This window comes from Exiguobacterium sp. s121, assembly GCF_018617245.1.
Classification (GTDB): domain Bacteria; phylum Bacillota; class Bacilli; order Exiguobacteriales; family Exiguobacteriaceae; genus Exiguobacterium; species Exiguobacterium profundum.
The window spans coordinates 315,468-337,565 of the sequence record NZ_JACSJV010000001.1 but is presented as its reverse complement, the minus strand read 5'-3'; the positions used below and the strand labels follow the sequence as shown (position 1 = coordinate 337,565).

Annotated in this window: 23 protein-coding genes; 11 read left to right on the top strand and 12 right to left on the bottom strand. The window is 49.5% G+C overall.

The window, feature by feature from the left end; genetic code table 11:
* Nucleotides 1-82: 82 nt before the first annotated feature.
* From KOG47_RS01870 to amaP, 5 genes are all read right to left on the bottom strand, one after another.
* Nucleotides 83-1,639, bottom strand: coding sequence for an FMN-binding glutamate synthase family protein (locus KOG47_RS01870; protein WP_215244175.1), 1,557 nt, complete (start codon nucleotides 1,637-1,639; stop codon nucleotides 83-85).
* A 78-nt stretch (nucleotides 1,640-1,717) separates the two neighbouring features.
* Nucleotides 1,718-2,104 carry a DUF6075 family protein gene (locus KOG47_RS01865; RefSeq protein ID WP_214690468.1) on the bottom strand — a complete coding sequence of 129 codons (387 nt, stop codon included), beginning with the start codon at nucleotides 2,102-2,104 and terminating at the stop codon, nucleotides 1,718-1,720.
* 124 nt (nucleotides 2,105-2,228) lie between these two features.
* Nucleotides 2,229-2,678 (bottom strand): Asp23/Gls24 family envelope stress response protein, encoded by a 450-nt coding sequence (locus KOG47_RS01860; RefSeq protein WP_215243644.1) that lies wholly within the window; start codon nucleotides 2,676-2,678, stop codon nucleotides 2,229-2,231.
* 55 nt (nucleotides 2,679-2,733) lie between these two features.
* Nucleotides 2,734-2,940, bottom strand: coding sequence for a DUF2273 domain-containing protein (locus KOG47_RS01855; RefSeq protein ID WP_074035841.1), 207 nt, complete (start codon nucleotides 2,938-2,940; stop codon nucleotides 2,734-2,736).
* Between the two features lie 12 nt (nucleotides 2,941-2,952).
* Entirely contained in the window at nucleotides 2,953-3,495 is a 543-nt protein-coding gene (gene amaP, locus KOG47_RS01850; protein ID WP_215243643.1) for an alkaline shock response membrane anchor protein AmaP, read from the bottom strand.
* Nucleotides 3,496-3,628: 133 nt separating this feature from the next.
* On the opposite strand from amaP, the gene KOG47_RS01845 reads away from it, so the two are divergent.
* Nucleotides 3,629-3,871, top strand: coding sequence for a hypothetical protein (locus tag KOG47_RS01845; protein ID WP_214690464.1), 243 nt, complete (start codon nucleotides 3,629-3,631; stop codon nucleotides 3,869-3,871).
* Between the two features lie 46 nt (nucleotides 3,872-3,917).
* Here the strand turns inward: KOG47_RS01845 and KOG47_RS01840 are convergent, their stop codons facing one another.
* The gene (locus KOG47_RS01840) at nucleotides 3,918-4,766 is read right to left on the bottom strand and encodes a MurR/RpiR family transcriptional regulator (protein WP_214690463.1); all 849 of its coding nucleotides are present in this window, start codon (nucleotides 4,764-4,766) and stop codon (nucleotides 3,918-3,920) included.
* A gap of 162 nt (nucleotides 4,767-4,928) precedes the next feature.
* Here KOG47_RS01840 and KOG47_RS01835 point away from each other — a divergent pair, with 162 nt between their 5' ends.
* The 8 genes from KOG47_RS01835 to KOG47_RS01800 all read left to right on the top strand — a co-directional run bounded on the left by KOG47_RS01835 (nucleotide 4,929) and on the right by KOG47_RS01800 (nucleotide 14,814).
* A complete protein-coding gene (locus KOG47_RS01835) occupies nucleotides 4,929-7,388 on the top strand; it encodes a bifunctional diguanylate cyclase/phosphodiesterase (RefSeq protein ID WP_215243642.1) in 2,460 nt (819 codons plus the stop codon).
* 426 nt (nucleotides 7,389-7,814) lie between these two features.
* Nucleotides 7,815-9,020 (top strand): MFS transporter, encoded by a 1,206-nt coding sequence (locus KOG47_RS01830; protein ID WP_215243641.1) that lies wholly within the window; start codon nucleotides 7,815-7,817, stop codon nucleotides 9,018-9,020.
* Between the two features lie 289 nt (nucleotides 9,021-9,309).
* Nucleotides 9,310-10,191 (top strand): phosphogluconate dehydrogenase (NAD(+)-dependent, decarboxylating), encoded by an 882-nt coding sequence (gene gnd, locus KOG47_RS01825; RefSeq protein WP_215243640.1) that lies wholly within the window; start codon nucleotides 9,310-9,312, stop codon nucleotides 10,189-10,191.
* An 89-nt stretch (nucleotides 10,192-10,280) separates the two neighbouring features.
* Entirely contained in the window at nucleotides 10,281-11,624 is a 1,344-nt protein-coding gene (locus KOG47_RS01820; protein ID WP_074036021.1) for a GntT/GntP/DsdX family permease, read from the top strand.
* A 16-nt stretch (nucleotides 11,625-11,640) separates the two neighbouring features.
* On the top strand, nucleotides 11,641-13,140 hold the full coding sequence (gene gntK, locus KOG47_RS01815; protein WP_215243639.1) for a gluconokinase: 1,500 nt from the start codon (nucleotides 11,641-11,643) through the stop codon (nucleotides 13,138-13,140).
* Between the two features lie 119 nt (nucleotides 13,141-13,259).
* On the top strand, nucleotides 13,260-13,541 hold the full coding sequence (locus tag KOG47_RS01810) for a hypothetical protein (RefSeq protein WP_196431226.1): 282 nt from the start codon (nucleotides 13,260-13,262) through the stop codon (nucleotides 13,539-13,541).
* Between the two features lie 14 nt (nucleotides 13,542-13,555).
* Complete coding sequence (locus tag KOG47_RS01805; RefSeq protein WP_251125264.1) at nucleotides 13,556-14,029, top strand: GNAT family N-acetyltransferase; 474 nt, start codon at nucleotides 13,556-13,558, stop codon at nucleotides 14,027-14,029.
* A gap of 50 nt (nucleotides 14,030-14,079) precedes the next feature.
* Nucleotides 14,080-14,814, top strand: coding sequence for a polysaccharide deacetylase family protein (locus KOG47_RS01800; protein WP_211782289.1), 735 nt, complete (start codon nucleotides 14,080-14,082; stop codon nucleotides 14,812-14,814).
* Between the two features lie 72 nt (nucleotides 14,815-14,886).
* Here the strand turns inward: KOG47_RS01800 and KOG47_RS01795 are convergent, their stop codons facing one another.
* Together KOG47_RS01795 and KOG47_RS01790 are read right to left on the bottom strand one after the other, a co-directional pair.
* The gene (locus KOG47_RS01795) at nucleotides 14,887-15,957 is read right to left on the bottom strand and encodes a GGDEF domain-containing protein (protein WP_196431229.1); all 1,071 of its coding nucleotides are present in this window, start codon (nucleotides 15,955-15,957) and stop codon (nucleotides 14,887-14,889) included.
* Nucleotides 15,958-16,113: 156 nt separating this feature from the next.
* Nucleotides 16,114-16,632 carry a dihydrofolate reductase family protein gene (locus KOG47_RS01790; protein ID WP_159562924.1) on the bottom strand — a complete coding sequence of 173 codons (519 nt, stop codon included), beginning with the start codon at nucleotides 16,630-16,632 and terminating at the stop codon, nucleotides 16,114-16,116.
* Nucleotides 16,633-16,707: 75 nt separating this feature from the next.
* Here KOG47_RS01790 and KOG47_RS01785 point away from each other — a divergent pair, with 75 nt between their 5' ends.
* Together KOG47_RS01785 and KOG47_RS01780 are read left to right on the top strand one after the other, a co-directional pair.
* Nucleotides 16,708-17,598 carry a helix-turn-helix transcriptional regulator gene (locus KOG47_RS01785; RefSeq protein WP_214690458.1) on the top strand — a complete coding sequence of 297 codons (891 nt, stop codon included), beginning with the start codon at nucleotides 16,708-16,710 and terminating at the stop codon, nucleotides 17,596-17,598.
* A gap of 76 nt (nucleotides 17,599-17,674) precedes the next feature.
* Nucleotides 17,675-18,619, top strand: a complete 945-nt coding sequence (locus tag KOG47_RS01780; RefSeq protein WP_214690457.1) for a peptidoglycan DD-metalloendopeptidase family protein — start codon at nucleotides 17,675-17,677, stop codon at nucleotides 18,617-18,619.
* Between the two features lie 33 nt (nucleotides 18,620-18,652).
* Here KOG47_RS01780 and KOG47_RS01775 read toward each other — a convergent pair whose 3' ends face one another.
* From KOG47_RS01775 to KOG47_RS01760, 4 genes are all read right to left on the bottom strand, one after another.
* Complete coding sequence (locus KOG47_RS01775; RefSeq protein WP_074035820.1) at nucleotides 18,653-19,051, bottom strand: cytidine deaminase; 399 nt, start codon at nucleotides 19,049-19,051, stop codon at nucleotides 18,653-18,655.
* A 178-nt stretch (nucleotides 19,052-19,229) separates the two neighbouring features.
* Complete coding sequence (locus tag KOG47_RS01770) at nucleotides 19,230-20,066, bottom strand: ABC transporter ATP-binding protein (RefSeq protein WP_196431233.1); 837 nt, start codon at nucleotides 20,064-20,066, stop codon at nucleotides 19,230-19,232.
* Nucleotides 20,067-21,098: a FecCD family ABC transporter permease gene (locus KOG47_RS01765; RefSeq protein WP_214690456.1), complete on the bottom strand. Its 1,032-nt coding sequence runs from the start codon at nucleotides 21,096-21,098 to the stop codon at nucleotides 20,067-20,069.
* On the bottom strand, nucleotides 21,095-22,096 hold the full coding sequence (locus tag KOG47_RS01760) for a FecCD family ABC transporter permease (RefSeq protein ID WP_370568609.1): 1,002 nt from the start codon (nucleotides 22,094-22,096) through the stop codon (nucleotides 21,095-21,097). The genes KOG47_RS01765 and KOG47_RS01760 overlap by 4 nt, the downstream gene beginning before the upstream one ends.
* Nucleotides 22,097-22,098 lie beyond the last annotated feature (2 nt).

Below are 22,098 nucleotides of genomic sequence, written 5' to 3'. Positions count from 1 at the left end.
ATGGAAATGCTAAAAAAACATCCCACGTGTATGCCTTCTTTATCGGCAGATTCGTGGGATGTTTTGATAGATTCACTTCATTCTAGTGAGATAAATCATAGCCTGTCCGAACACGGCCATCCGGTTCTTGATACACCACATGATCTAATGACAGTTCCGTCGGCGATTGAACGCCTGCCGCAGCCGTCATATTGTACAGCCCTTCCCGGAGCGAGATGATGTAGTTCGTCACCCGAAAACTTTTCTCATCGACAACGAGGGCACGCTGCAGTTTCGGGTCAGTCGTCGCGACACCGACCGGACAGCGATTCGTATGGCAAACCTGTGCCTGGATGCACCCGACATTGAACATAAGTCCGCGAGCGATATTGACGAGGTCTGCGCCGAGCGCGAGTGCGATGGCTATCTTATCCGCCGTGATGAGTTTCCCAGAGGCGAACAGTTTGACTCGGTCTCGCAAACCGTGCTCGATGAGAAGGTGATGCACGTAAGGGAGCGCCGCCTTCAGCGGTAAACCGACTGTATCCGCAAGCTCTTGATACGTCGCACCCGTACCCCCTTCACTCCCGTCGATGGTGATGAAGTCAGGTACAATTTGAGATTTCTCCATCTCTCGGACGAGCGAGTCGATGTCTTGCAACTTCCCAACTACAAGTTTGATGCCGACCGGCTTCCCACCGATTTCACGTAACCTCTCAACAAATGCCAACAATTCCACATGGGTGTGAAATTCAGAGAAGCGGTTCGGGCTGTCAATGGTTTCCCCGACTCGTACATGACGGATTTGGGCAATCTCCTCGGTCACTTTCGATCCGTCGATATGTCCACCACGTGTCTTCGCGCCTTGGGCAAGTTTCAGTTCGAACGCTTTCACTTGCGGAAGATCACTCTTTTGTTTGAACGCCTCGACTGAAAACCTACCGTCTTCATCCCTTACACCGAAGAGCGCCGGTCCAATCTGACAGATGATATCGACGTTCCCTTTTAAATGATAATCGGACAATCCGCCCTCCCCCGTGTTCATCCACGTACCACCCGCACGACCGAGCCCAATCGAGAGGGCTGTGATGGCCCTGTCTCCAAGCGATCCGAAACTCATGGCCGACTGACCGACAAGCCCTCGAACGTAGAACGGTTCCCGACACGTCTCTTTCCCGATGATGATGATATCTTCTTCTGTTAATAAGTACGGGGAGATGTCTCGTTCGACGAGATGCTCTTTTCGGGTAAAGAGATTGTCTTCATCGAGTTCATACACCCACGTCGATACCTTGGTTGAATTGTCGATGCGTAGCTCGTTCCGGTTCGTCGGGTAGAGGGCATTCTGAAGATAAAATCCGCCTGCCTCAAAGTCTCGCTCCGAACCGAATCCGATGATGCGCGACTTATATTTCCCGGCAATGACGGCCGCCTCGTACTCGTTCCGCGAGAACGGCTTCGCCTCATTGTCGTTCAAGAACAAGTATTGCCGAAGTTCAGGTCCCATCTTCTCAAATATATAGCGCAACTTTCCGAGAATCGGGAAATTACGAAGGACGGAATGTTCGCGCTGGTTCCGGTCACGCCGCCACAGATAAAAAATCAAGAGCGGTGGCGTAATCATAATGAGCAACATGAGAATCAGTACAATGGTTAACATCGATGTAGTGAGTGACACGCATTTACCTCCTCTATAGCTCGACAAAAAACACCCTGTTTCCAACAAAACAGGGTGTCATCAGTCGCTCGGGATTGTAATCTCATCAAATTGCTCATTTCTACATAACGTAATGCCTTGCATCGCCAGTTTATAGTCCTCTTCCGGCAAGGCGATCAACTCGGTCGGAAGCACCCATTCTTTCGAGTTATATAAATGGATAACCAATTTGACGAGGACGAGCGTCTCTTTCGTGAATGTGTTCTCGTCGATAATTTGAGCTGTTCGAATCACCCCTGTTTGTAGGTCAATATAAGGAAGCAACATGTCACGGACGCAATCATTCCCGGCGATGACGTACAGGGCGGCGAAATATTTTCGGTCGACGCTGCCCGGGTCTTCTAAGTGTCTCGCAAGTTGCTTAAACGTCTCATAATGCTTCGGTGAAAAAAATTCAATGTTGTGCATGGCGTTTTCCTCTCATCTCTAGGGCTTCCGTCTATCTTTAGTAATTCCACGATTCTCCAGGAACTAACCCTTTTCTACTCAAACAAAACCTGGACCTTTTGAGAGGTCCAGGTCAGCGTTTCGGTTATACAAGGTCGCGTGACGGCTCCGCTTCAGCGTCGTTCGATTTGCTCTTCGCTTCGAATTCCTCACGTGTCATGACGTCCTCGACGTGCATATTCACCTCGACAACTTCAAGACCAGTCATATCGTTCATCGCCTTCTTGATTTTTGTGACGGTCTCATTGAAGACGGACGGGATGTTTTTTCCGTATTCGACGATGACACGCAAATCGAGCGCGACTTGCTTCTCTCCGACTTCAGCGCCGATTCCTTTCGTGATGTCCTCTGCGCTGCGGAAGCGATCTGTCAATCCGCTCATAAAGCCACCGCTCATCGACAAGATTCCTTGGACTTCACTCGTCGCGAGACCTGCGATTTTTTTGATGACTTGTTCCTCGAACGTCAATTTGTTTTGTCGTGCCTGTTGTTCGTTCGTTTCATTCGTTGTTACGTTTAAGTTTTCGTTTGCCATGATTCATGCTCTCCTTTTTTGTGTATGAGTCTGTTTTACCGATTGGCCACGAGGGTCAATCTCGTGTGAAGAATGTGATCCATTCCTCGATACGCAGTGCACCGTCACGCCATTTCCCGATTAGAAAACCAATCAATGTGAGCGTCACAATGAGAAGTGTCGGCCCAAATCCGAGCGTCAGGAACAGTACCGCGATGATGAGACCGATCAATGCCCCGACGAGTCGGAAGCGATAAGGTTTTAGTTGGGTTTTCGTAGCCATCACAGCACCTCCTTATATGACGCGCTCAGACGTCTTGAGCTTCGTATCGTGGATATTCAATGTCACATCTGCTACCGGCACTTCCATCAACGATTCAATCCGCTCTTTCACATGTGTCTGAATGTCTTTACCGAGAGTCGGTAACCTTTCGCGATTGAACACGGCGCAGTCGATGAAGACGCGGACACGTTCTCGCTTTGAGTCGATGTCGACGCTTACGTTCGGTGTACGCAGTCCTTGAAATTGTTTCAATGACTCGTATACCGATTTTTCAATCGTCTCTTTTGAGACAGTGATTCGACCTTCACCGGTCTGAATCGTGTAACGCTTTGGTTTCGGCCTTGCAATCAGTCCCGTCATCAGCATGATGAGGAAGATCACAGCCAGGAATATCCCAATCGTTAAAATCGTATAGATATACCAGTCTTGTGTTTGCCATTGATCTGTATATTGGGTGAGTTGTGGGACATCGTAGACGCCAAGCAATAGAATACCTACACTTAGCAACCCGACGATGCCCGTTAAGACCAAGAGGGCTCGATTTAATCCATTCATCTCAACAATCTCCTTTTTCATTCACATCATTCATGTTGCGAACCCTTGATTCAGAATCGCAATACCAATCGGTAGTCGTAGTGATTCCCGCTCATCTGAACTTGAAACATCTTAACCTGTAAAAAATTTGACCATGCAAAAAAATGACCAAATTACAACCGATTTGAGCGATCAATTGACAGAGCGCGTGGAAACGATCAAGCAATCCGTCGACGAGGAAGCGATTGCGGACGCAGTCGCACAAAATACAGAGTTATTGGAAACCGAAGCGGCTTCGAAAGCTTCGATTTGGAGCTTTGTCGCGCTCATCTTGACATCAATCGCTGGAATTGCCGGATCAAGTGCCGCCCGCCGTGGTGAGACCGTCAATCGTTAATAAATAAAAAAATCTCCCTTCTCTAAGAGAGGGGAGATTTTTGAAGTTATACACGTCGATTGGCAATCGCCTCGCGCATCTGTTGAAGCGATGCCCGGGCCGCGTCCCCTCGCCGAATCATGACGGCTGTAAACAAGGCGTCAATCAGACTGAGTTCCGCAATGCGGGAAGCGAGTGCCTCTGAGCGAAATGCCGTTTCTTGAGACACCGTAAACAGAGACACGTCCGCAATCTTCGAAAGAGGTGACTTCGCATAGTTCGTGATGGCGATTGTCGGGACACCTTTCTCTTTTAACAGTTTCGCGATATCGAGCGTCTCTTTCGAAGCACCGGAATGCGAGATGACGACGGCGACGTCTTCTGCCGTCAGCTGTGAGGCTGACATGAGCTGCATATGCGACTCGAGCATCGCGCTCACCTGAAGACCGCTCCGCACAAACTTATGGTACGCATCGAGTGCGACGACGGCCGACCCGCCGCTCCCGAAAAATTCGATGCGGCGCGCCCCAAGAAACAACTCCACCGTTTTCTCAAGAGAGGCACCATCTAAAATCTGACGGGTCGATTCAATCGTCTTCCCGTTCGTCGAAAAAATTTTCTCTGCGATTTCGAGTGCCGTATCCGTCTCGGTAATATCTTCATGAATATCTTGAAGTGGCGCGACGACATCTGAGGCGAGTGCAATTTTTAACGCCTGATAGCCTTTAAATCCGACACGCTGACAAAAACGGAATACAGTGGATTCCGCGACATCGAGGTCATCTGCCACCTGATTGATGGTATGATGAATGATTTGTTCTGGTTGCTTTAAAATGTAGTCGGCAATGCGTTGTTCTTTTTTACTCAGTGTCGAATAGGCACCACGAATGCGGGCCGTCCCGTTCATCGTTTCCATCAAGAATCACCCTTTCTCTTCTTCAATCTAACGATACCGTTTCGAAAAAAATTCCGCAATGTGTGATTCATGCAAATGATTGACCCACCTTACAAAAGTAGGCAAGAAGCGTGATTCCCGAGTGTGCTACTCTAATAAAGCACTTTTTAACTGCTTCACTCTTTGTACCATTTGAAATCGAAAGGACTGTTTCTCATCGAACATCACCTGAGTAGCTCATATAACTTACCACTCGTCATTCTTTCCATCGCTGTCGCCATCTTCGCTGCCGGTGTCGCTCTCGATATTAGCAGTCGTTTGAAATATGCGAAGCACGCCTCGCGACTCAGGTGGGTCGTAGCTGGCGCCTTCAGCCTCGGTCTCGGCATTTGGGCCATGCACTTCATCGGTATGCTGGCGTTTCACTTGCACGATGATGTGACGTACCATCTCGGCATCGTACTATTATCCATCGTGCCGGCCGTCGTCGCTTCCGGACTTGCTTTCTGGATCATCAGTCACCCTGAGACAAGACCAATTCAACTCGTCTTTGGTGCCTTCTTGATTAGTGTCGGAGTTGTTTCGATGCACTATATCGGGATGGAAGCGATGCAGATGAATGCGATTCTTACCTATGACCCGGTCATGTGGGTCGCTTCTGCCATCGTCGCCTTTGCGGCTTCGCTCGTTGGCCTGTATATCCTTTTCTATATCCCAAACGTCTCCCGATTCCATTGGCGTCGCCTTGCCAGTTCTGTATTAATCGGGGTCGCCGTTTCCGGCATGCATTACGTCGGGATGGGCGCGGCTCGTTTCACAGAGATGAGCGGGGGAACGCAACCGGTCAGTGGATACTCGGTCGATAGTACGCTCCTCGCCTACGTCATCGCCGCAAGCGTCATGACACTTTTCATTTTGATGTACATCTCGCTCCGGACGGCTTCGCAACTGGAGGCACAGTCGGAAGAACTCGAGTTGAAATTCGAATCCATCATCGAATCCGCCTCGGATGCCATCATCGTCGCTGACCACACTCGTGTCATTCTACAGTGGAACCAAGGAGCGACTGACTTGTTCGGTTACACGACTGACGAGATGGTCGGACAATCGATTGTCGCCATTATTCCAGAACGTTTCCGCGAGGCGCATGAACGTGGAATGCGTCGCTACGAAGCAACGGGTGAAAAACGCGTCATCGGTCAAACGGTGGAACTCATCGGACTAAGAAAGGACGGCGTCGAAGTACCAATTGAAATGTCTCTCGGCACGTGGAAGACAGAGAAAGGAATCTTCTTCAGTAGTATCATCCGTGACATCAGCGAACGGAAACGGATTGAGGCGCAAATCAATGATCTCGTGTATTTGGATCCACTCACGGGACTCCCGAACCGCCGCCTGTTCAGTGACCGACTCGATGCTCTTCTCGGTCAATCCCAGCAAGAGCCGTTCGCGCTATACTATATCGACTTGGACAATTTCAAAGTCATCAACGACCGCTTCGGCCATTCGATTGGCGACCAGTTCTTGAAACAAGTAACCAATCGGATCGAGTCGACCATTAAAAAGACGGACACGCTCGCCCGACTCGGTGGGGATGAGTTCATCATCTTATCGCCTGATACGAAAAGTAACTTGGCAGCCCATCACGCACAGGAACTCATCAACGTCCTCCATCCTCCGTTTGAACTCGAGAATGAAGAAGTGTTCACGGGTGCCTCGATTGGAATCAGTCTCCATCCGTCCGATGGCGATACGGCCGAGGAATTGATTAAGAATGCCGATATCGCCATGTACCGGGCGAAGGCGGACGGCAAAAACGGCTATCAATTCTTCACGAACGAATTGAACGAATCAGTGTCCCGCCGCTCGAACTTATCAATGGCGCTCCGTAAAGGCATCGGTCGTGGCGAGTTCTCTGTACATTATCAACCGCAAATTCAGTTGGAGACGGAAACCATCATCGGTATGGAAGCGCTCGTCCGTTGGCAACACCCGGATCTCGGGATGATTTCACCTGGTGAGTTTATTCCGATTGCTGAGGAAACAGGGAGCATCCATCGTCTCGGCGAGTTTGTTTTAAATGAGGCGTGTCGTCAAAACAAGGCGTGGCAAGATGCGGGGATTCCCCCGTTCCGAGTCGCCGTCAACATCTCGGCCGTTCAGTTTGCACAAAAAGATTTACCGGAGGTCGTCAATCGGGCACTCGCCGCATCCGGTCTTGCGGCACAATATTTAGAGCTTGAGTTGACCGAGAGTGTCATCCAAAGTGCGGATCGCGCCATCGAAACGATGCATGAACTCGTCGCCCTCGGTGTCCATCTTTCCATCGACGATTTCGGAACCGGGTATTCCTCCCTTAGTTATTTGAAACTGTTCCCAATCGATACGCTCAAGATTGACCAGCACTTCACGAAAAATATCGAGAGCGACGAGAAAGATGCAGCTCTTGTCAAAACAATCATCCGGATGGCGCACGAACTCGATTTGAACGTCATCGCGGAAGGGGTCGAAACAGAGAACCAAGTCGCTTTTCTGAAAGCCGAATCATGTAATCAGGCACAAGGATATTTCTACAATCGTCCTTTGCCGGCCGAAGAGATTGAAGTTTTCTTCCAACAATATAAGAAAGCATCCTCAAGTTGATGCAATCGGCCCCCGTCATGGGGGTCTTTTTTTAGAGGATTTTTGCGACTGCTGACTCTTCCGTCACTCTGAACGTATCATTTCTATTGATTGATGACACGAACAATTTCTGAGCCATACCGAAGAATGCGAAAGAGTTACCCGACACATCTCAATACTTGGAAGATTAATGTTTAAAAATAACGACCAATCGAGAATTTATTCGCCAAAAGTTCCAAATTGACGAAAATAAAGCAATAAAAATGACCCCCGATGTAACCATCGGAGGTCATTTTACAAACATACGTTCGTTTTATAGTACAACGCAAATAAGCACCTATATATTCGCTTTTTTCATTCTTAGTATAGCAAATCTCACAACATAAGTCTATTTTTCCTCACCTCGAACATCTACAGTAAAAAGAGACTCTTGAAAGGAGCATATCCGTGGAATCATATTACTGGGATCTCAACCTAAAAGTACGCTTGTTCGGTGAAGGCTTGTTCAACCTCTTGTTTTGGATGTACTTCCCATTCATCACCGTTTATTTCGCCCAAACGCTCGGTGTCAAACTGGCCGGACTACTCATGACCGTGCCTCCGCTGTTCCTGCTAGTCGGCAGTTTGATTGGCGGTTCACTTGCAGACGAGATTGGTCGTCGCCCCGTCATGCTTGTCGGGACATTCTCGCAAGGCATTTTATTTTTCGTATTCGCTTTATCAACGAACGCCTATGTCGATTACATCACCTATATCGGCATCGGTTTCATGGGTGCCGCCTATAAACCGGCTAGCTCGGCGATGGTCGCCGATCTCGTACCGACCGAACATTTACGGAACGTGTTTGCGACGTTCACGGCATCGAACAATATCGGCGCCGTTCTCGGTCCGATTTTTGGCGCGGCCCTCTTCTTCGAGTATCGTCAGGAGCTTCTTCTCGGTTGCGCCCTCATCTTGTTTATTTATGGAGGGATGCTCGCAGTACTAACTAGTGAAACACGACCGGTCTCGACTGCGAAGAAGGTTGCAACAACATTCCGTATCCAAGGGCGGTCGTATGCGACAATTTTGAATGATCCACTGTTCCGCCTCTATTTGATTGCTGGCGTGTTTGCATTAATCCCAATCATGCAGCTAGACGTATATCTACCTGTCTATTTGATTGAACAATCCGAGACCATAATCGATGTTTCAAATACAGTATTATTCGGGTGGCTAGTCGCTTATAATGGTTTCCTGTTCGTCATCTTCATCATTCCTGTCACACGTTCGTTCCGGTTATGGGATGAAGGACGTATCCTAGTGTTGTCAACGTTTCTCAGCGGTTTCGGGACATTTCTCGTCGCCTTCTCGTCAAATGTCTGGTACTTGATCATTGTCACGACCATATTCACGTTTGGGGAGCTGATTCGTTCCCCTGTCAGCCAGAGTTTTGTTAGTCGCTACGCACCGATTGAGTCACGTGGACAATACCTTGCGGCCGATACGCTCCAAAATACAATCGGTAAGTTCCTCGCGCCAGTGACAGTGTTCGCCTCGGGATTCCTCTCCCCTCTAGTCGTGTTCACACTCATTTTACTGTCAGCAATCATCGGGATGGGACTGTATGTGAAGCTATTTGACAGTTTGAAAGACAAAATTATTTCGTCGTGAGATTACTTCACAGCGTCAAGATTTTCCACTCAAAGATTGCGAGGTAATTGCAATCTTCTTATTACTCATCAATACTTGTATCGCATTTTAGAAATTTTATTAAATCTCAAAAATCGATTGTTCGTTCCTGTATCCAAAAAAAATGTCTTACCTTCGTCCCGTCTACGCATTTAGTCGGGATGCTTTTTGTATCTTCCGAAAAAAATTCCGCAATCACACTTGTAAATCGAATTTATTTTGATATGATGAATACAGAGACGGAAAAAAATTCTTTTTCAGGGGTGACAATATGGAAATTGGTTTGATTGGTTTAGGGAAAATGGGTTACAACTTGGCACTCAACTTGAGCGACCACGGACACACAGTCATCGGGACGGACGTCGGGGACGTCACATCGGACACCTTTACGATTGTGCCGACACTCGAAGATGTCGTGAGCAAGTTGTCGACACCACGTATCATCTGGGCGATGGTCCCGGCCGGAGACGTCACGGAAGCGGTGCTCGTCGAATTGTATGAGCGACTCGAGCCAGGCGACATCGTCATCGACGGCGGGAACTCGAACTACAAACTCTCGGTCGCACGCGCCGAACAGTTCGCCGAGAAAGAGATCAAATTCTTCGATTGCGGGACGAGCGGAGGCACGGACGGGGCCCGAAACGGTGCCTGTACGATGGTCGGGGGTGACGCGGAGGCGTGGCCAACGATTGAACCAATCTTCAAAGATCTATCTGTCGAGAATGGCTACTTGTACACGGGTCCTGCCGGCAGCGGTCACTTCTTGAAGATGATCCATAACGGCATCGAGTACGGGATGATGCAGGCGATTGCGGAAGGATTCGATATTCTCGAAAAGAGCCCGTTCGATTACGACTACGAACAAGTCGCACGCGTCTGGAACCACGGCTCGGTCGTCCGTTCTTGGCTCATGGAGCTCACAGAGAACGCCTTCAAGAAAGATGCGAAGCTCGATGAAATTCGTGGGGTCATGCATTCATCCGGTGAAGGCAAATGGACGATTGAAACGGCGCTCGACCTGCAAGCCGCGGCACCGGTCATCGCCCTTTCGCTCATGATGCGCTATCGCTCTCTCGAAGACGATACGTTCTCAGGTAAAGTCGTCGCTGCACTCCGCAACGAGTTCGGTGGTCACGCGGTCGTCAAGAAGTAACATCTGTGGAAAAGGTCACGGGGATATGGCCTTTTCCTTTGTCAAAAACTGTAAACGGTTACATATTCGGAATTTAGGGGGAATATTCAATGTCTGGCTCAACACTTATTTTGATCGCCTTAGCCGGGATCTTCTTGCTCTTATTTTTAGTCATTCGAACAAAGCTTCACGCATTCGTTTCGTTATTACTTGTCAGTTTAATCGTCGGGGTCGCAGCCGGCATGCCACTCGGGGATGTCATTGCCTCCATCCAAAACGGGATGGGCGGAACGCTCGGCTTCGTCGCCGTCGTCGTCGGTCTTGGCGCGATGTTCGGGAAGATGCTTGAAGTATCGGGTGGCGCGGAACGTCTTGCCCAAACACTCGTCAGCAAGTTCGGTGAAGACAAGGCACAATGGGCGCTCGGGATTACCGGATTCATCGTCGCCGTCCCGGTCTTCTTCGATGTCGGTTTTATCATTCTCGTTCCAATCGTATACGGTCTCGCCAAAAAGACGGGACGCTCGCTTCTCTACTACGGTATACCACTCCTTGCGGGTCTCGCGGTCACACACAGCTTCATCCCACCGACACCTGGTCCGATCGCTGTCGCCAACTTGATTGGCGCTGACCTTGGTTGGGTCATCTTGTTCGGTGTCCTCGCCGGGATTCCAGCCATGATTTTAGCCGGTCCTGTTTTTGGGAAGTATATTGCTAAGAAGATTCATGTGACGATTCCGGATTACATGGAGTTTGAAGAAATCGACACATCGAAAGAACTGCCGAGCTTCAAAATGATCTTGTCACTCATCTTGATTCCGCTCGTGTTGATTTTGGCGAACACGCTCTCGGCGGTTCTCTTGGATGAAGGTAACGCCGTCCGTGATTTCTTGACGTTCCTCGGACACCCGTTTGTCGCTTTGACGATCGCGACGCTCCTCACATTCGTCTTCCTCGGGACACGCCGTGGGTATTCACGTGACGAAGTACAAGAGATCGCAACGAAAGCACTCGAGCCAGCCGGGATTATCATCCTCGTCACAGGAGCCGGTGGAGTGTTCAAGCAAGTCCTCATCGACTCAGGTGTCGGTGACGTCCTCGGTGAAATGATGGCCGGCTCACCACTTCCGGCAATCGTCCTCGCCTTCTTGATCGCGACGGTCGTCCGTGTCGCCCAAGGGTCGGCAACGGTCTCGATGGTCACGGCAGCCGGACTCATCACACCGCTACTTGAAATCCAAAACATCACAGGCGCGGCACTCGGTTTGATTGTCATCGCCATCGCCTCAGGGGCGACCGTCCTCTCACACGTCAACGATTCAGGTTTCTGGCTCGTCAACCGTTACTTCGGTCTTGACGTGAAAGACACGCTCAAGTCATGGACGATCATGGAAACGATTATCGGACTCACCGGCTTTGCCGTCGTGTTCTTGATTAGCCTGTTTATCATCTAAGTTAGGAAGTGATTGTGTGTTTACGATTGGGGTCGATATCGGGACGACGAGTACGAAAGCCGTCCTGTTCAACGGTCATCAACAATTGGCGGTACATAACGTGTTGTATCCGCTTCTCACGCCCGATACGGAGACGGCCGAGCAAGACCCGGTCGTCATCTACGGGGCCGTGCTCGAAGCCGTCTCGGCGGTCCGCGCCAAAGCGGACGGTCCGATTCGCTTCGCATCGTTCAGTTCGGCGATGCATAGCTTGATCGCACTTGATGCGTCAGGACGTCCGCTCACGAACAGCATCACTTGGGCCGACAGTCGGGCGAACCCGTTTACGCAAGAAATCAAACGCGACTTTGATGCGAGCGCCCTCCATATGCGCACCGGTACCCCGGTCCACCCGATGGCGCCGCTGTCGAAATTGCGCTGGTTGAAAACGGAACACCCTGACGTCTTTGAACAGACGGCCAAGTTCGTCTCCATCAAAGAGTATGTCTTCTATCGGTTGACGGGACGCTTCGTCGTCGACCACTCCATCGCCTCGGCGACGGGGTTGTTCAATTTGAAACAACGAGATTGGGATGCGGAAGCACTGACGGTTGCCGGTGTGACACCAGATCGTTTATCTGAACTCGTGCCGACAACAGAAATTTTACATGTGACACCAGACGTGACCGAGACGCTCGGCTGGGACTTCCCGCTCGTCATCGGGGCGAGCGACGGCGTGCTCTCGAACCTCGGGGTCGGTGCCTTCGAACAAGGCGTCGTCGCCGTGACAATCGGGACAAGTGGCGCCATCCGGACAGTCGTCTCGGAACCGGTCGAAGATCCAAAAGGTCGCATCTTCTGTTACGCGCTGACGGACAAGCATTGGGTAATCGGTGGACCAGTCAATAACGGCGGCATCATTCTCCGCTGGCTCCGTGACGAGTTCGCAGCAAGCGAGGTCGAGACGGCGAAACGACTCGGGATTGACGCGTACGATGTGTTGACGCGAATCGCCGAGACGGTCAAACCAGGTGCGGACGGACTCTTGTTCCATCCGTATTTGATGGGTGAACGGGCTCCACTTTGGGATTCGAACGCTCGCGGTTCATTTTTCGGGCTCAGCATTCACCATAAGCGCGAACATTTCATCCGCGCTGTGTTGGAAGGTGTCATCTTTAACCTCTATACGGTCATGCTCGCACTCGATGAGTTGACGGGCGCCCCGAACCTCATCCATGCGACAGGTGGTTTTGCCCAATCGAGCTTGTGGCGTCAGATGATGGCAGACATCTTCGATACGCCGGTCGTCGTGCCAGAGAGTCACGAGAGTTCATGTCTCGGGGCTGTCATGCTCGGGGAGTACGCCTTCGGGGACATCGAGGAGTTCCAAGAGGTACCACAAGTGACCCATGAGCATATACCGGACATGGAAGCGACGAATGTGTATCGCGAACTTTTGCCGATCTACATCCGCCTGTCACGTCACCTATCTGAGGAATATGAAGCGATTTCTGCGTTTCAGCGGAAGCACGTATAATGACAAACCGAGTCCCTGAAGGGCTCGGTCTTTTTGATTTATGACAGGATTTTTCGTGATATACATGGAAAGTAAGGACGAGGTCAAACAATCATCGTATCGAAGAAGGGATTGATGGAATGGCGATTGCAATCGGGTATCTCATCGCAGGTTTAGGTGCATTCGTGGCGTATTGGTTCAGTACAGGCGAAGCACGAAACACAAAATTTAGAATATGGGGAATCGCTCTTATGATTCCTATATCACCAGCCTTAGCGTTTTCCATCGGACTCTCGTACGCAATCAGTGTACAGAACGGATGGGCCGGATTGATCATGTGGTTTATTTTCCCTATCATTTTCTTGAGTGGTCTGGCGTTACTATTGATTGGTCTTTTCAAAAAAGAAAAGAAGTTGGTTTGAATGGTATGACAACCATGATTACGACAACCCGTTGCCTCATTCGACCGTTCGAAACAAGAGACATCAAATCGTTTATGGTCTATCGAAATGACTTGGACTGGATGAAACATCAATCATTCAAAGGGCTCACCCGTGAGGAATATGAAAACGTCCTACTCGGTGAACAATCGTTTCTTCAAGGCACGCAACTCGCTATCATTGACAAAGCGACGGATGAATTGATTGGTGATGTCTATATTCAGCAAGAAGGTACGACCTATTGGATTGGCTACACCATCGTACCGACGCGAGCGCGTCAAGGCTATGCATTTGAAGTGATGTCGGGATTGATTCGTCACTTGACTGGTCAAGGAGCGAAAGAGTTCAAAGCCGGTGTGCATGGGACGAACACGGCATCGATCGCGCTATTGAAGAAATTGAAATTCACCTTTTTCGCGACAGAACTTGACGAACAAATTTATCGTCTCGATGTCTCGGACATATGGTAAAGTATGTATCACATGTCACTTGGTTTTGATTTGAGGGAGTTTTGAATTGAATGATGAAACGCGTTCTTTTACTCATGTCGATCTTTCTATTGATTGGGTCTTTGTCTCAGGCTGCGATCCCGGATCCGAAGGCCTATAACGACCCGAGTCTTATCTATTTGACGCTCGATGATGGACCGAACTGGAAAACGGGAAAGCTACTCGATGTCTTGAAGAAACATCAAGTGAAGGCAACCTTCTTCATCCTCGGGAAGAATATCGAAGGAAATGAGCATCTGCTTCATCGCATGATTGCGGAAGGTCACCTGATTGCCTTACACGGGATGCGGCACGAACGGGATGAATTTTATGAAACACCGTTGACGGCCGTACGTCAGATGCAGGAAGTACAAGCACTTATCTATGAAGTGACAGGCATTCATACGAACATGGCCCGGACGATTTACGGGAGCGACGCCGGCATGACACCCGCACACTGGCAGGCGATGACCGATGCCGGTTTTGAAATATGGGATTGGAACGTCGGCAGTCTCGACCATGTATATAAGAAAGACAATGCACGCGTCGAACAACGCGTATTCGACCTCCTCGAAGCGAATCGTACGGCGAATATTGCTTCCATCATTTTGGCGCACGATCACTCGATGACACCGAAAGCACTTGATACAATCATCCGTTATGCGAAAGAACGAGATTATGAATTCCGGACCTTAGAAGGTGCCCACCCGGTTCACAACTTTTCCGATGTGTGGGAACCGCATTTAAGCGAACGAGCGACCCCATGACTGCAGATCATCTTAATGGTCTGCAGTTTTTATACAATCCAAAAGCGTATCGGGATGACCGACACGCTTTGTTTATCCAACTATAGTTTCCGTCACATGTGTACGATTTCTACCACTATTTTTCGCCTGATATAAACAATCATCTGCCAGACGAATCATCTCACGTAGATTCTCGCTCTTTCCGTTCGCAATCCCAATCGAAACGGATAACTGAATTTTTTGTTGATCGAGTAGCTTGAACTCATGTTTCGATATGCTGTGTCTAATCCGCTCCGCTACGTTGACCACCTCGCTCTGAGAAAGCATTGGAATCAAAATACCAAATTCTTCTCCACCGATCCGTGCTTTAATGTCTTGATTCCTTGTTTCTCGGTGCAAGAGTTCTGCAAATTGTTTCAATACCTCGTCGCCGTTCGCATGACCATATTGATCGTTGATTTGTTTGAAGTGGTCAATATCTAAAATCAATACATTACATGTCGTATATTGTCCTTTGAACTTTTTCATCTGCATCTCCCATGCTCGACGGTTTGCCAGACCCGTCAAATGGTCGGTTTCCGCTGAAACTTTATACTCTCTCACACGGTGATGGATGAGATATAGATCAATATTCAGCATGGTGATCAACAATCCGATTGGGAAACTGATCATTGTAACCAACAACGCGACATCGAGAGCACGTTCCGTAAAACCGCCTCCGACAAGAATCCCCATTGCTGCAACTAAACATGTCCACACGTTCAACGTAAGACCGAATTGGAAAAGCCGCTTCTGTAGCCAGACGATTCGATATGTCAGGATCGTCCCGATCACCATCGTAAAGAGGGCGACACATGCCACAATCGAGTAAAAGTCGATACCGTAGCTGAATCGGTGAATCGACATGATTGTAGCTGCGATAAACAACGGAGAGACCAAACGATAAAACCCGAGTAAAAGGAGGACGAGAAAACGAAAATCAATTTTTACCGCATTCTCAAATTCAATACTTTGCGTGATTAGAAAAATCCCGAAACATCCCGAGAGCACACCGATGATGAATTTTTGGATGTGCACATGTCTCGTATGATAGTTCATGATCTTCGAGATGAAATAGATGCCAGTAAAAGAAATACACGAATTGGCGATTAGACTCATGAACATTAGTTGGTCCCCTTCACATTTGTCATGTCACTTCCACTCTCTACATATATCCAATTTCCATCATCAACTAACATGCTAAGGTGTAAAAAATTCTACAAAATGAATATTTTTCCTTATTATAAAAAAATCGAGTCCACATGTGGACTCGATGCTCACTTATCGTTCATATGTCACCATCACAAATTGACCGGAGGCGTGGTGACTCGTCAGTCGAAGTTTCGTCTCTTTAGTACCTTCTGGGAAAAGAGGGATTCCCTCTCCTAACACGACCGGCGCAATCGCAATCTCATAACGATCAATCAAGTCATGCTCCATCGCGGCTTTGATGACTTCCCCACCACCGATGAGCCAAATATCTTGATCAACTTCTTGCTTTAACCGATTGATGAGTTCTTTGATTGGTTCGTCCGTGAATGTGACATGCTCGGCCTCACGGTTAGCCTGACGTGTCAAAATGTAGTTCGGGATGTCTTTGTATGGATACATTCCCTCTTCTAACTTCAACACTTCCTCATACGTCTTCCGTCCCATGATGACAGCACCAACGGTCTTGAAAAATTCAGCATAGCCGTTGTCCCCATCCCCCTCGACAGCGAATAACCAATCGAGTTGGTCGTTTGACCGAGCAATCTTTCCGTCTAAACTCATCGCAATATATAACACTACATTCGGCATCCTGTTTTCCTCCTTGATTCGTGATACATTCAGTTTAATCAATAAACACGACAAAAGATGACGGGAATGATTCGAATGAGAAAAAGACATTTACAATTGATTCGGCTACTCAATCATGGACGACGCTTCACGGCTGAAGAACTGGCTCAGGAGACAGGCGCCTCCATCCGGACGATTCAACGGGACATGCTATCGCTCGAAGAGCTCGGTTATCCGATTTGGAGCGTACCTGGAATCGGCGGAGGATATGAGATGTTGCCGAATCGTTTATTGCCCCCGCTCCATCTCCGGGAACAAGAAGCCGTTGCGCTCTATCTCACGCTCAAATGGATGGAACACATCCCTGACGTGCCATTTGGGGATATACGAAGTACATTGTCCGACTGGTATGTGAACGAGTTGCCGCACGACCTCGCAGAGAAGATTAGCCGATTGGAGCGAAACATCCTGTGGCTCGGGAACAAACAAATTCCCAAAGCGCCGTTCACGAAAGAAATCTATCAGGCGGTCGAACGTCGAAACAAGATGAAGATGACCTATCGGACGATGAACGGGCAACGCACGTTCACCGTTGCACCAGTCGGTATGGCACTCCTTGATTTGAAGTGGTACGTTTTCGGGCTCTCCGAACTGGGGCTTCGGCAATATCGGATTGATCGCATCGAGGCGGTCCACGTGCTTGAGGAACCGTTTGAGTCCGAGGATTTGATGAGCGTATTGCAGACAAGTGATGAACGAAACGGTGTGACCGTTCGACTCGACCTCACCCCACTCGGTCGCCGTTTGCTTGAAGATGTATTACCCGATATCGATGAATTGAATGAGTGGGAAGTTCCGAAAGAAGAGCTGTCATTTTTATCGAGGCAGCTATTGAAAGCCGGAGCGGAAGTGGAGGTCAAAGCGCCAAGCGCATTGCGGGAGATGATGAAGGAGCATGCGGAACGCTTGATGCAGCGATATATGTAATTTTTGGTGATGATCACGAAACATTTATAAATTTTCGTCCGTATAATAACCAACACTCAACAAAGGCGGTATAGATATGCGTCACGCGTACAAACAGTTCATCCAACTATTCAAATCGGGTCAGTTCGATGACATTTATCATCAGACGAGCGACTCATTCAAATCTCAGTATTCCATGGATGCCTTTCATCGGCAGGCGTCCGCTTTCCATCACGGCATTCGGCGCTATCGCCTGCTCAATGAAATGGTGTTGAACGGGAATCGGTATGTATTATGGTCGGATTCTCGAAAAGAAAAGTTATTGTACGTCCAATTCAATCACGCGAATGAGATCGCATCCATTCAGATGACTGTCACATCCTCTTCAAAGGAGACTAATCCTTTCACGAAAAACAAATACCATCTCCCATTCAAAGAAGAGTGGTTCGTCGTCTCCGAAGGGACAACCCTCGGAACTTATCATCATGATCCAACCCGAAAAAAGCGTGATGGTTATGACTTTTTGAAAACACAAGAGCAACAACCTTACAATCGTAGAAAAATCGGGATGGACGGCTCGTATGCGTTTGGGGAACGAGTGATTGCTCCATTACACGGGACGATTCATCAAGTCGTGGATGGGTTGTCAGACGAACTAGATGCTGATCATCCATTCGGTAATCACGTCATCATTCAACATGCGAACGATGAATATTGCCTTCTCGCCCATCTTGAGAATGGTTCCATTGCCGTGAATGTGGGAGATACGGTCAAAACCAAACAGTTGATTGGGCGCTGTGGGCGCTCCGGAATTACGCCTGAGCCACGCTTGCATATGCGTGTCATGAATCACCCGGATGTGGACAGCGCGACCGCCCTCCCGATTCAATGGAAAGGTCGATTGCGACCTATGCGTGGAAAAGTAGTCACTTCCCGCGAGGAAGAAGGATGGTCGTATGGGATTGCAGCCCTCGATTTTTCAGAACTGCTCCTTTATGTTGTTCAAGCCATTCCGCGATTATTTTTTCGCTTTTTTGGATAAGAAAACCCCTCAGGAATCTGAGGGGGTTCAACATCACATATCCAAATCAGTGAACGCGAGCGGGACAAGTTCTCCAAGCGTCACTTCTTTCACATCGGCGTTGCCGTTCGTGAGGAGTACTTTGAAGTCAGGATCGCCGAACTCGACCATGACTTGGCGGCAGATGCTACATGGTGGCAAGAAGTCTTCCGTGTCCCCAGACACGGCAACCGCTTCGAAGTCACCTTTTTTGTATCCTTGAGCGACCGCTGTGAAGATGGCCGTACGCTCCGCACAGTTCGTTGCTCCGAACGAGACGTTCTCGACGTTGACGCCGTCGATGACCGTACCGTCTTTCATGAGAAGTGCCGCACCGACGCGGAACTTCGAATATGGTGAATACGCATTGTCTTTCAATTGGCGTGCGCGCTCGACTAATTGTTGTTGGTTCATCTTAAGTCATTCCTCTCGAATATCGAATGAACTGATGCCAGTCCCCGTGCCTCTCATTTTGGGCAGGATTTATAGCATACACCCGCCTCAAAGAGAAGTCAATGACTTTTTACAAACGCTTTCATGGATAAACAAAAAAAGAAGGAGCGCTCGCCCCTTCTTGACTCTCTATACGTGGTCACACCAATTCAAGCTGCGCGACAGCCGCCTCTTCCGTTTCAGTCTGCACGTGATGACGCCCAATCGGAATAACGGAAGGTGAACCGGATACCGGGTCACACATGACCGAACAGCGGAGGTTGAAGACACGATGGATCAAATCACACGTGATGACGTTCGATGGCTTCCCTTCGGCGATCAACTTCCCTTTGTCGAGCGCGAAAATGTAGTCCGCATAACGTGCCGATAAGTTGATATCGTGCAACACCATGACAATTGTCGTCCCGTACTTTCGATTCAAGTCCGTCAACAAATCGAGAATCTCGACCTGATACGTGATATCAAGATACGTCGTCGGCTCGTCTAAAAAGAGCACGTCCGTCTGTTGAGCCAGTGCCATCGCAATCCAGACGCGTTGGCGCTGCCCGCCTGACAACTCGTCAATGGGACGATCCGCGAACTCCGTGATGTTCATCATCTCCATCGCCTCGGCGACAGCTTCGTAATCGGCTTTCGTCCAGCCCTTTAAGAACGATTGATGCGGGTAACGACCACGACCGACAAGATCGGCGACCGTGATCCCTTCCGGTACGACCGGGGACTGTGGCAACATCCCGAGGACACGCGCTAGCTTTTTCGGTGCCATTTTCGAAATCGGCTTATCGTAAAGCGTCACTTGACCGGCAGTCGGTTTGATGAGGCGTGCCATCGTCTTCAGAAGTGTCGACTTCCCGCAACCGTTCGCACCGATGATGATGCTAATTTGATTGCTCGGAATTTCAAGGCTGATATCGTTTAAAATCATCTTGTCCTCGTATCCTGAGGTGAGATGTTCCACTTTCATAATGGATGCCATTTAGAAGTCCCCTTTCTGGTTCATCCGGATCAACAAGTATAAGAGATAAGGCGCGCCGATGATGCCGGTGATGACACCGACCGGATAGCGTGCCGTGAAGGCGAATTGTCCGACAAGGTCGGCCGCTAGTACTAAAATGATTCCGACAAGCGCTGCCGGCAAGATTCCCGCGTGGCTCGTTCCGACGAGCCGTTTGGCAATCGGCCCTGCTAAGAAGGCAATAAACGCAATCGGTCCCGTTGTCGCTGTTGCAAGGGCGAGCATGAATACTGCCGCCACAATGAGTAGAAGTCTGGTCTGGTTCGTGTTGATGCCAAGCCCTGTCGCCGCCATTTCTCCGAGCTCGAGCATTTCAAGCTGACGGGTAAGTAACAGTACAATCGGTAAACAGATGAGTACCGTGATGATTAAAGGTGGCAACTCCTCAAGTTTCGCCCCATTTAAACTTCCTGTCAACCACCGCATCGCCATCGCGACATCGTTTTGTCGGCTGATGAGCAATAGATAATTGATGACGGCTGTTAGCATCGCTTGAATCCCAATTCCAACTAACACCAAACGACCGATGGAGAAAGCCGCCCCTTTGGATAGAAAATAGATGACCAGCACGGTGACGAGCCCACCGATAATCGAAGCGATCGAGATTATCGCTTCACTCGATTGTAGGACGACGATACAGAAGACAGCCGCCGCACTGGACCCCGTTGTGATCCCAATGACATTTGGATTGGCAAGCGGATTTCGAAGCATCGTTTGGAAAATCGTTCCCGCGGCACCAAATGCTGCACCGGCAAAGACACCAGCGAGCATACGTGGTAGACGCAATACTTCAACGGCGAACGTCGCCCCTTTTACGTCTTCCCCGAGCAAGACGCGGATGACATCCTGAACCGGATAAATCGTATTGCCCAACATGAGCATCAACCCGCTCAATGCTACCGCTATGATGGTCAAAAGAAGCGTCATCCCGACATAGCGACGGCGTCGCTTCATGCGACCTTGTCTGATTTGTTCAATCGCTGGTTGCATCATAGTCCTCTTACTTTCACTTTCATTGTCAATAGAATCAAGATCGGTGCCCCGATGAACGCCGTCACAATCCCGACCTCAAGTTCACCCGGACTTCCAAGCAAACGTCCCATGACATCCGAGAAGGTCAAGATGATGGCACCTGCTAAGGCAGACATCGGCATGAGGTAGCGTTGGTCAGGACCGAGCACGAGTCGAATCAAATGTGGGGCGAGAAGTCCGATAAACCCAATCGGTCCAGCGAGTGCAGTCGCAGCCCCACACAGAATCACGCCTGCGAACGAGGCGGTCAACTTCAATGTCCCCGTCCGAACACCAAGACTCTTCGCCATCTCCTCCCCGAGCGCAAGTGCGTTCAAGGAAGGTGCGGTCACTACCGCAATCACGAGACCGATTAGAAGAAACGGTAAAAATGTATAAATCGAATCCAGATTTCCCGCACCGACACTCCCTACTTGCCAAAAGCGGAACTGGTCCATGACGTTTGAGCGTGGAATCATAAGAGCCATGACGAGCGACGATAATGCTGCACTTGTCGCCGCTCCCGCCAAGACGAGTTTGAGCGGGGTCGCCCCTCCCCTTCCGAGTGAACCGATGCCGAAAACGAAAATGGCCGTCAATAGCGCCCCGACGAGCGCAAACCAGATGAACGCACTCGCCGTCGCGATGTTGAAGAATGCGATACCGATGACGACGGCGAGCGCTGCTCCCGTGTTGACCCCAAGAATACTCGGGTCAGCGATTGGGTTACGCGTCACCGACTGCATGAGTGCACCCGCCACACCGAGTGCTGCGCCACACATAAAACTGAAAATTGTCCGGACGACCCGCTCCCGGACAATGTCTGCCTCATACGACTGAACAGCCGGACGGAATAAACCGTCCAGCAGTTCATTCCACCCGACTGTTCGAGAGCCGAAGGCAAGGGATGCCACGATGCATAGCACCGTCAGTACGAGCGTCCCAACTAACAGGAGCGGGAAGTACTTCGGGGTATGCATCT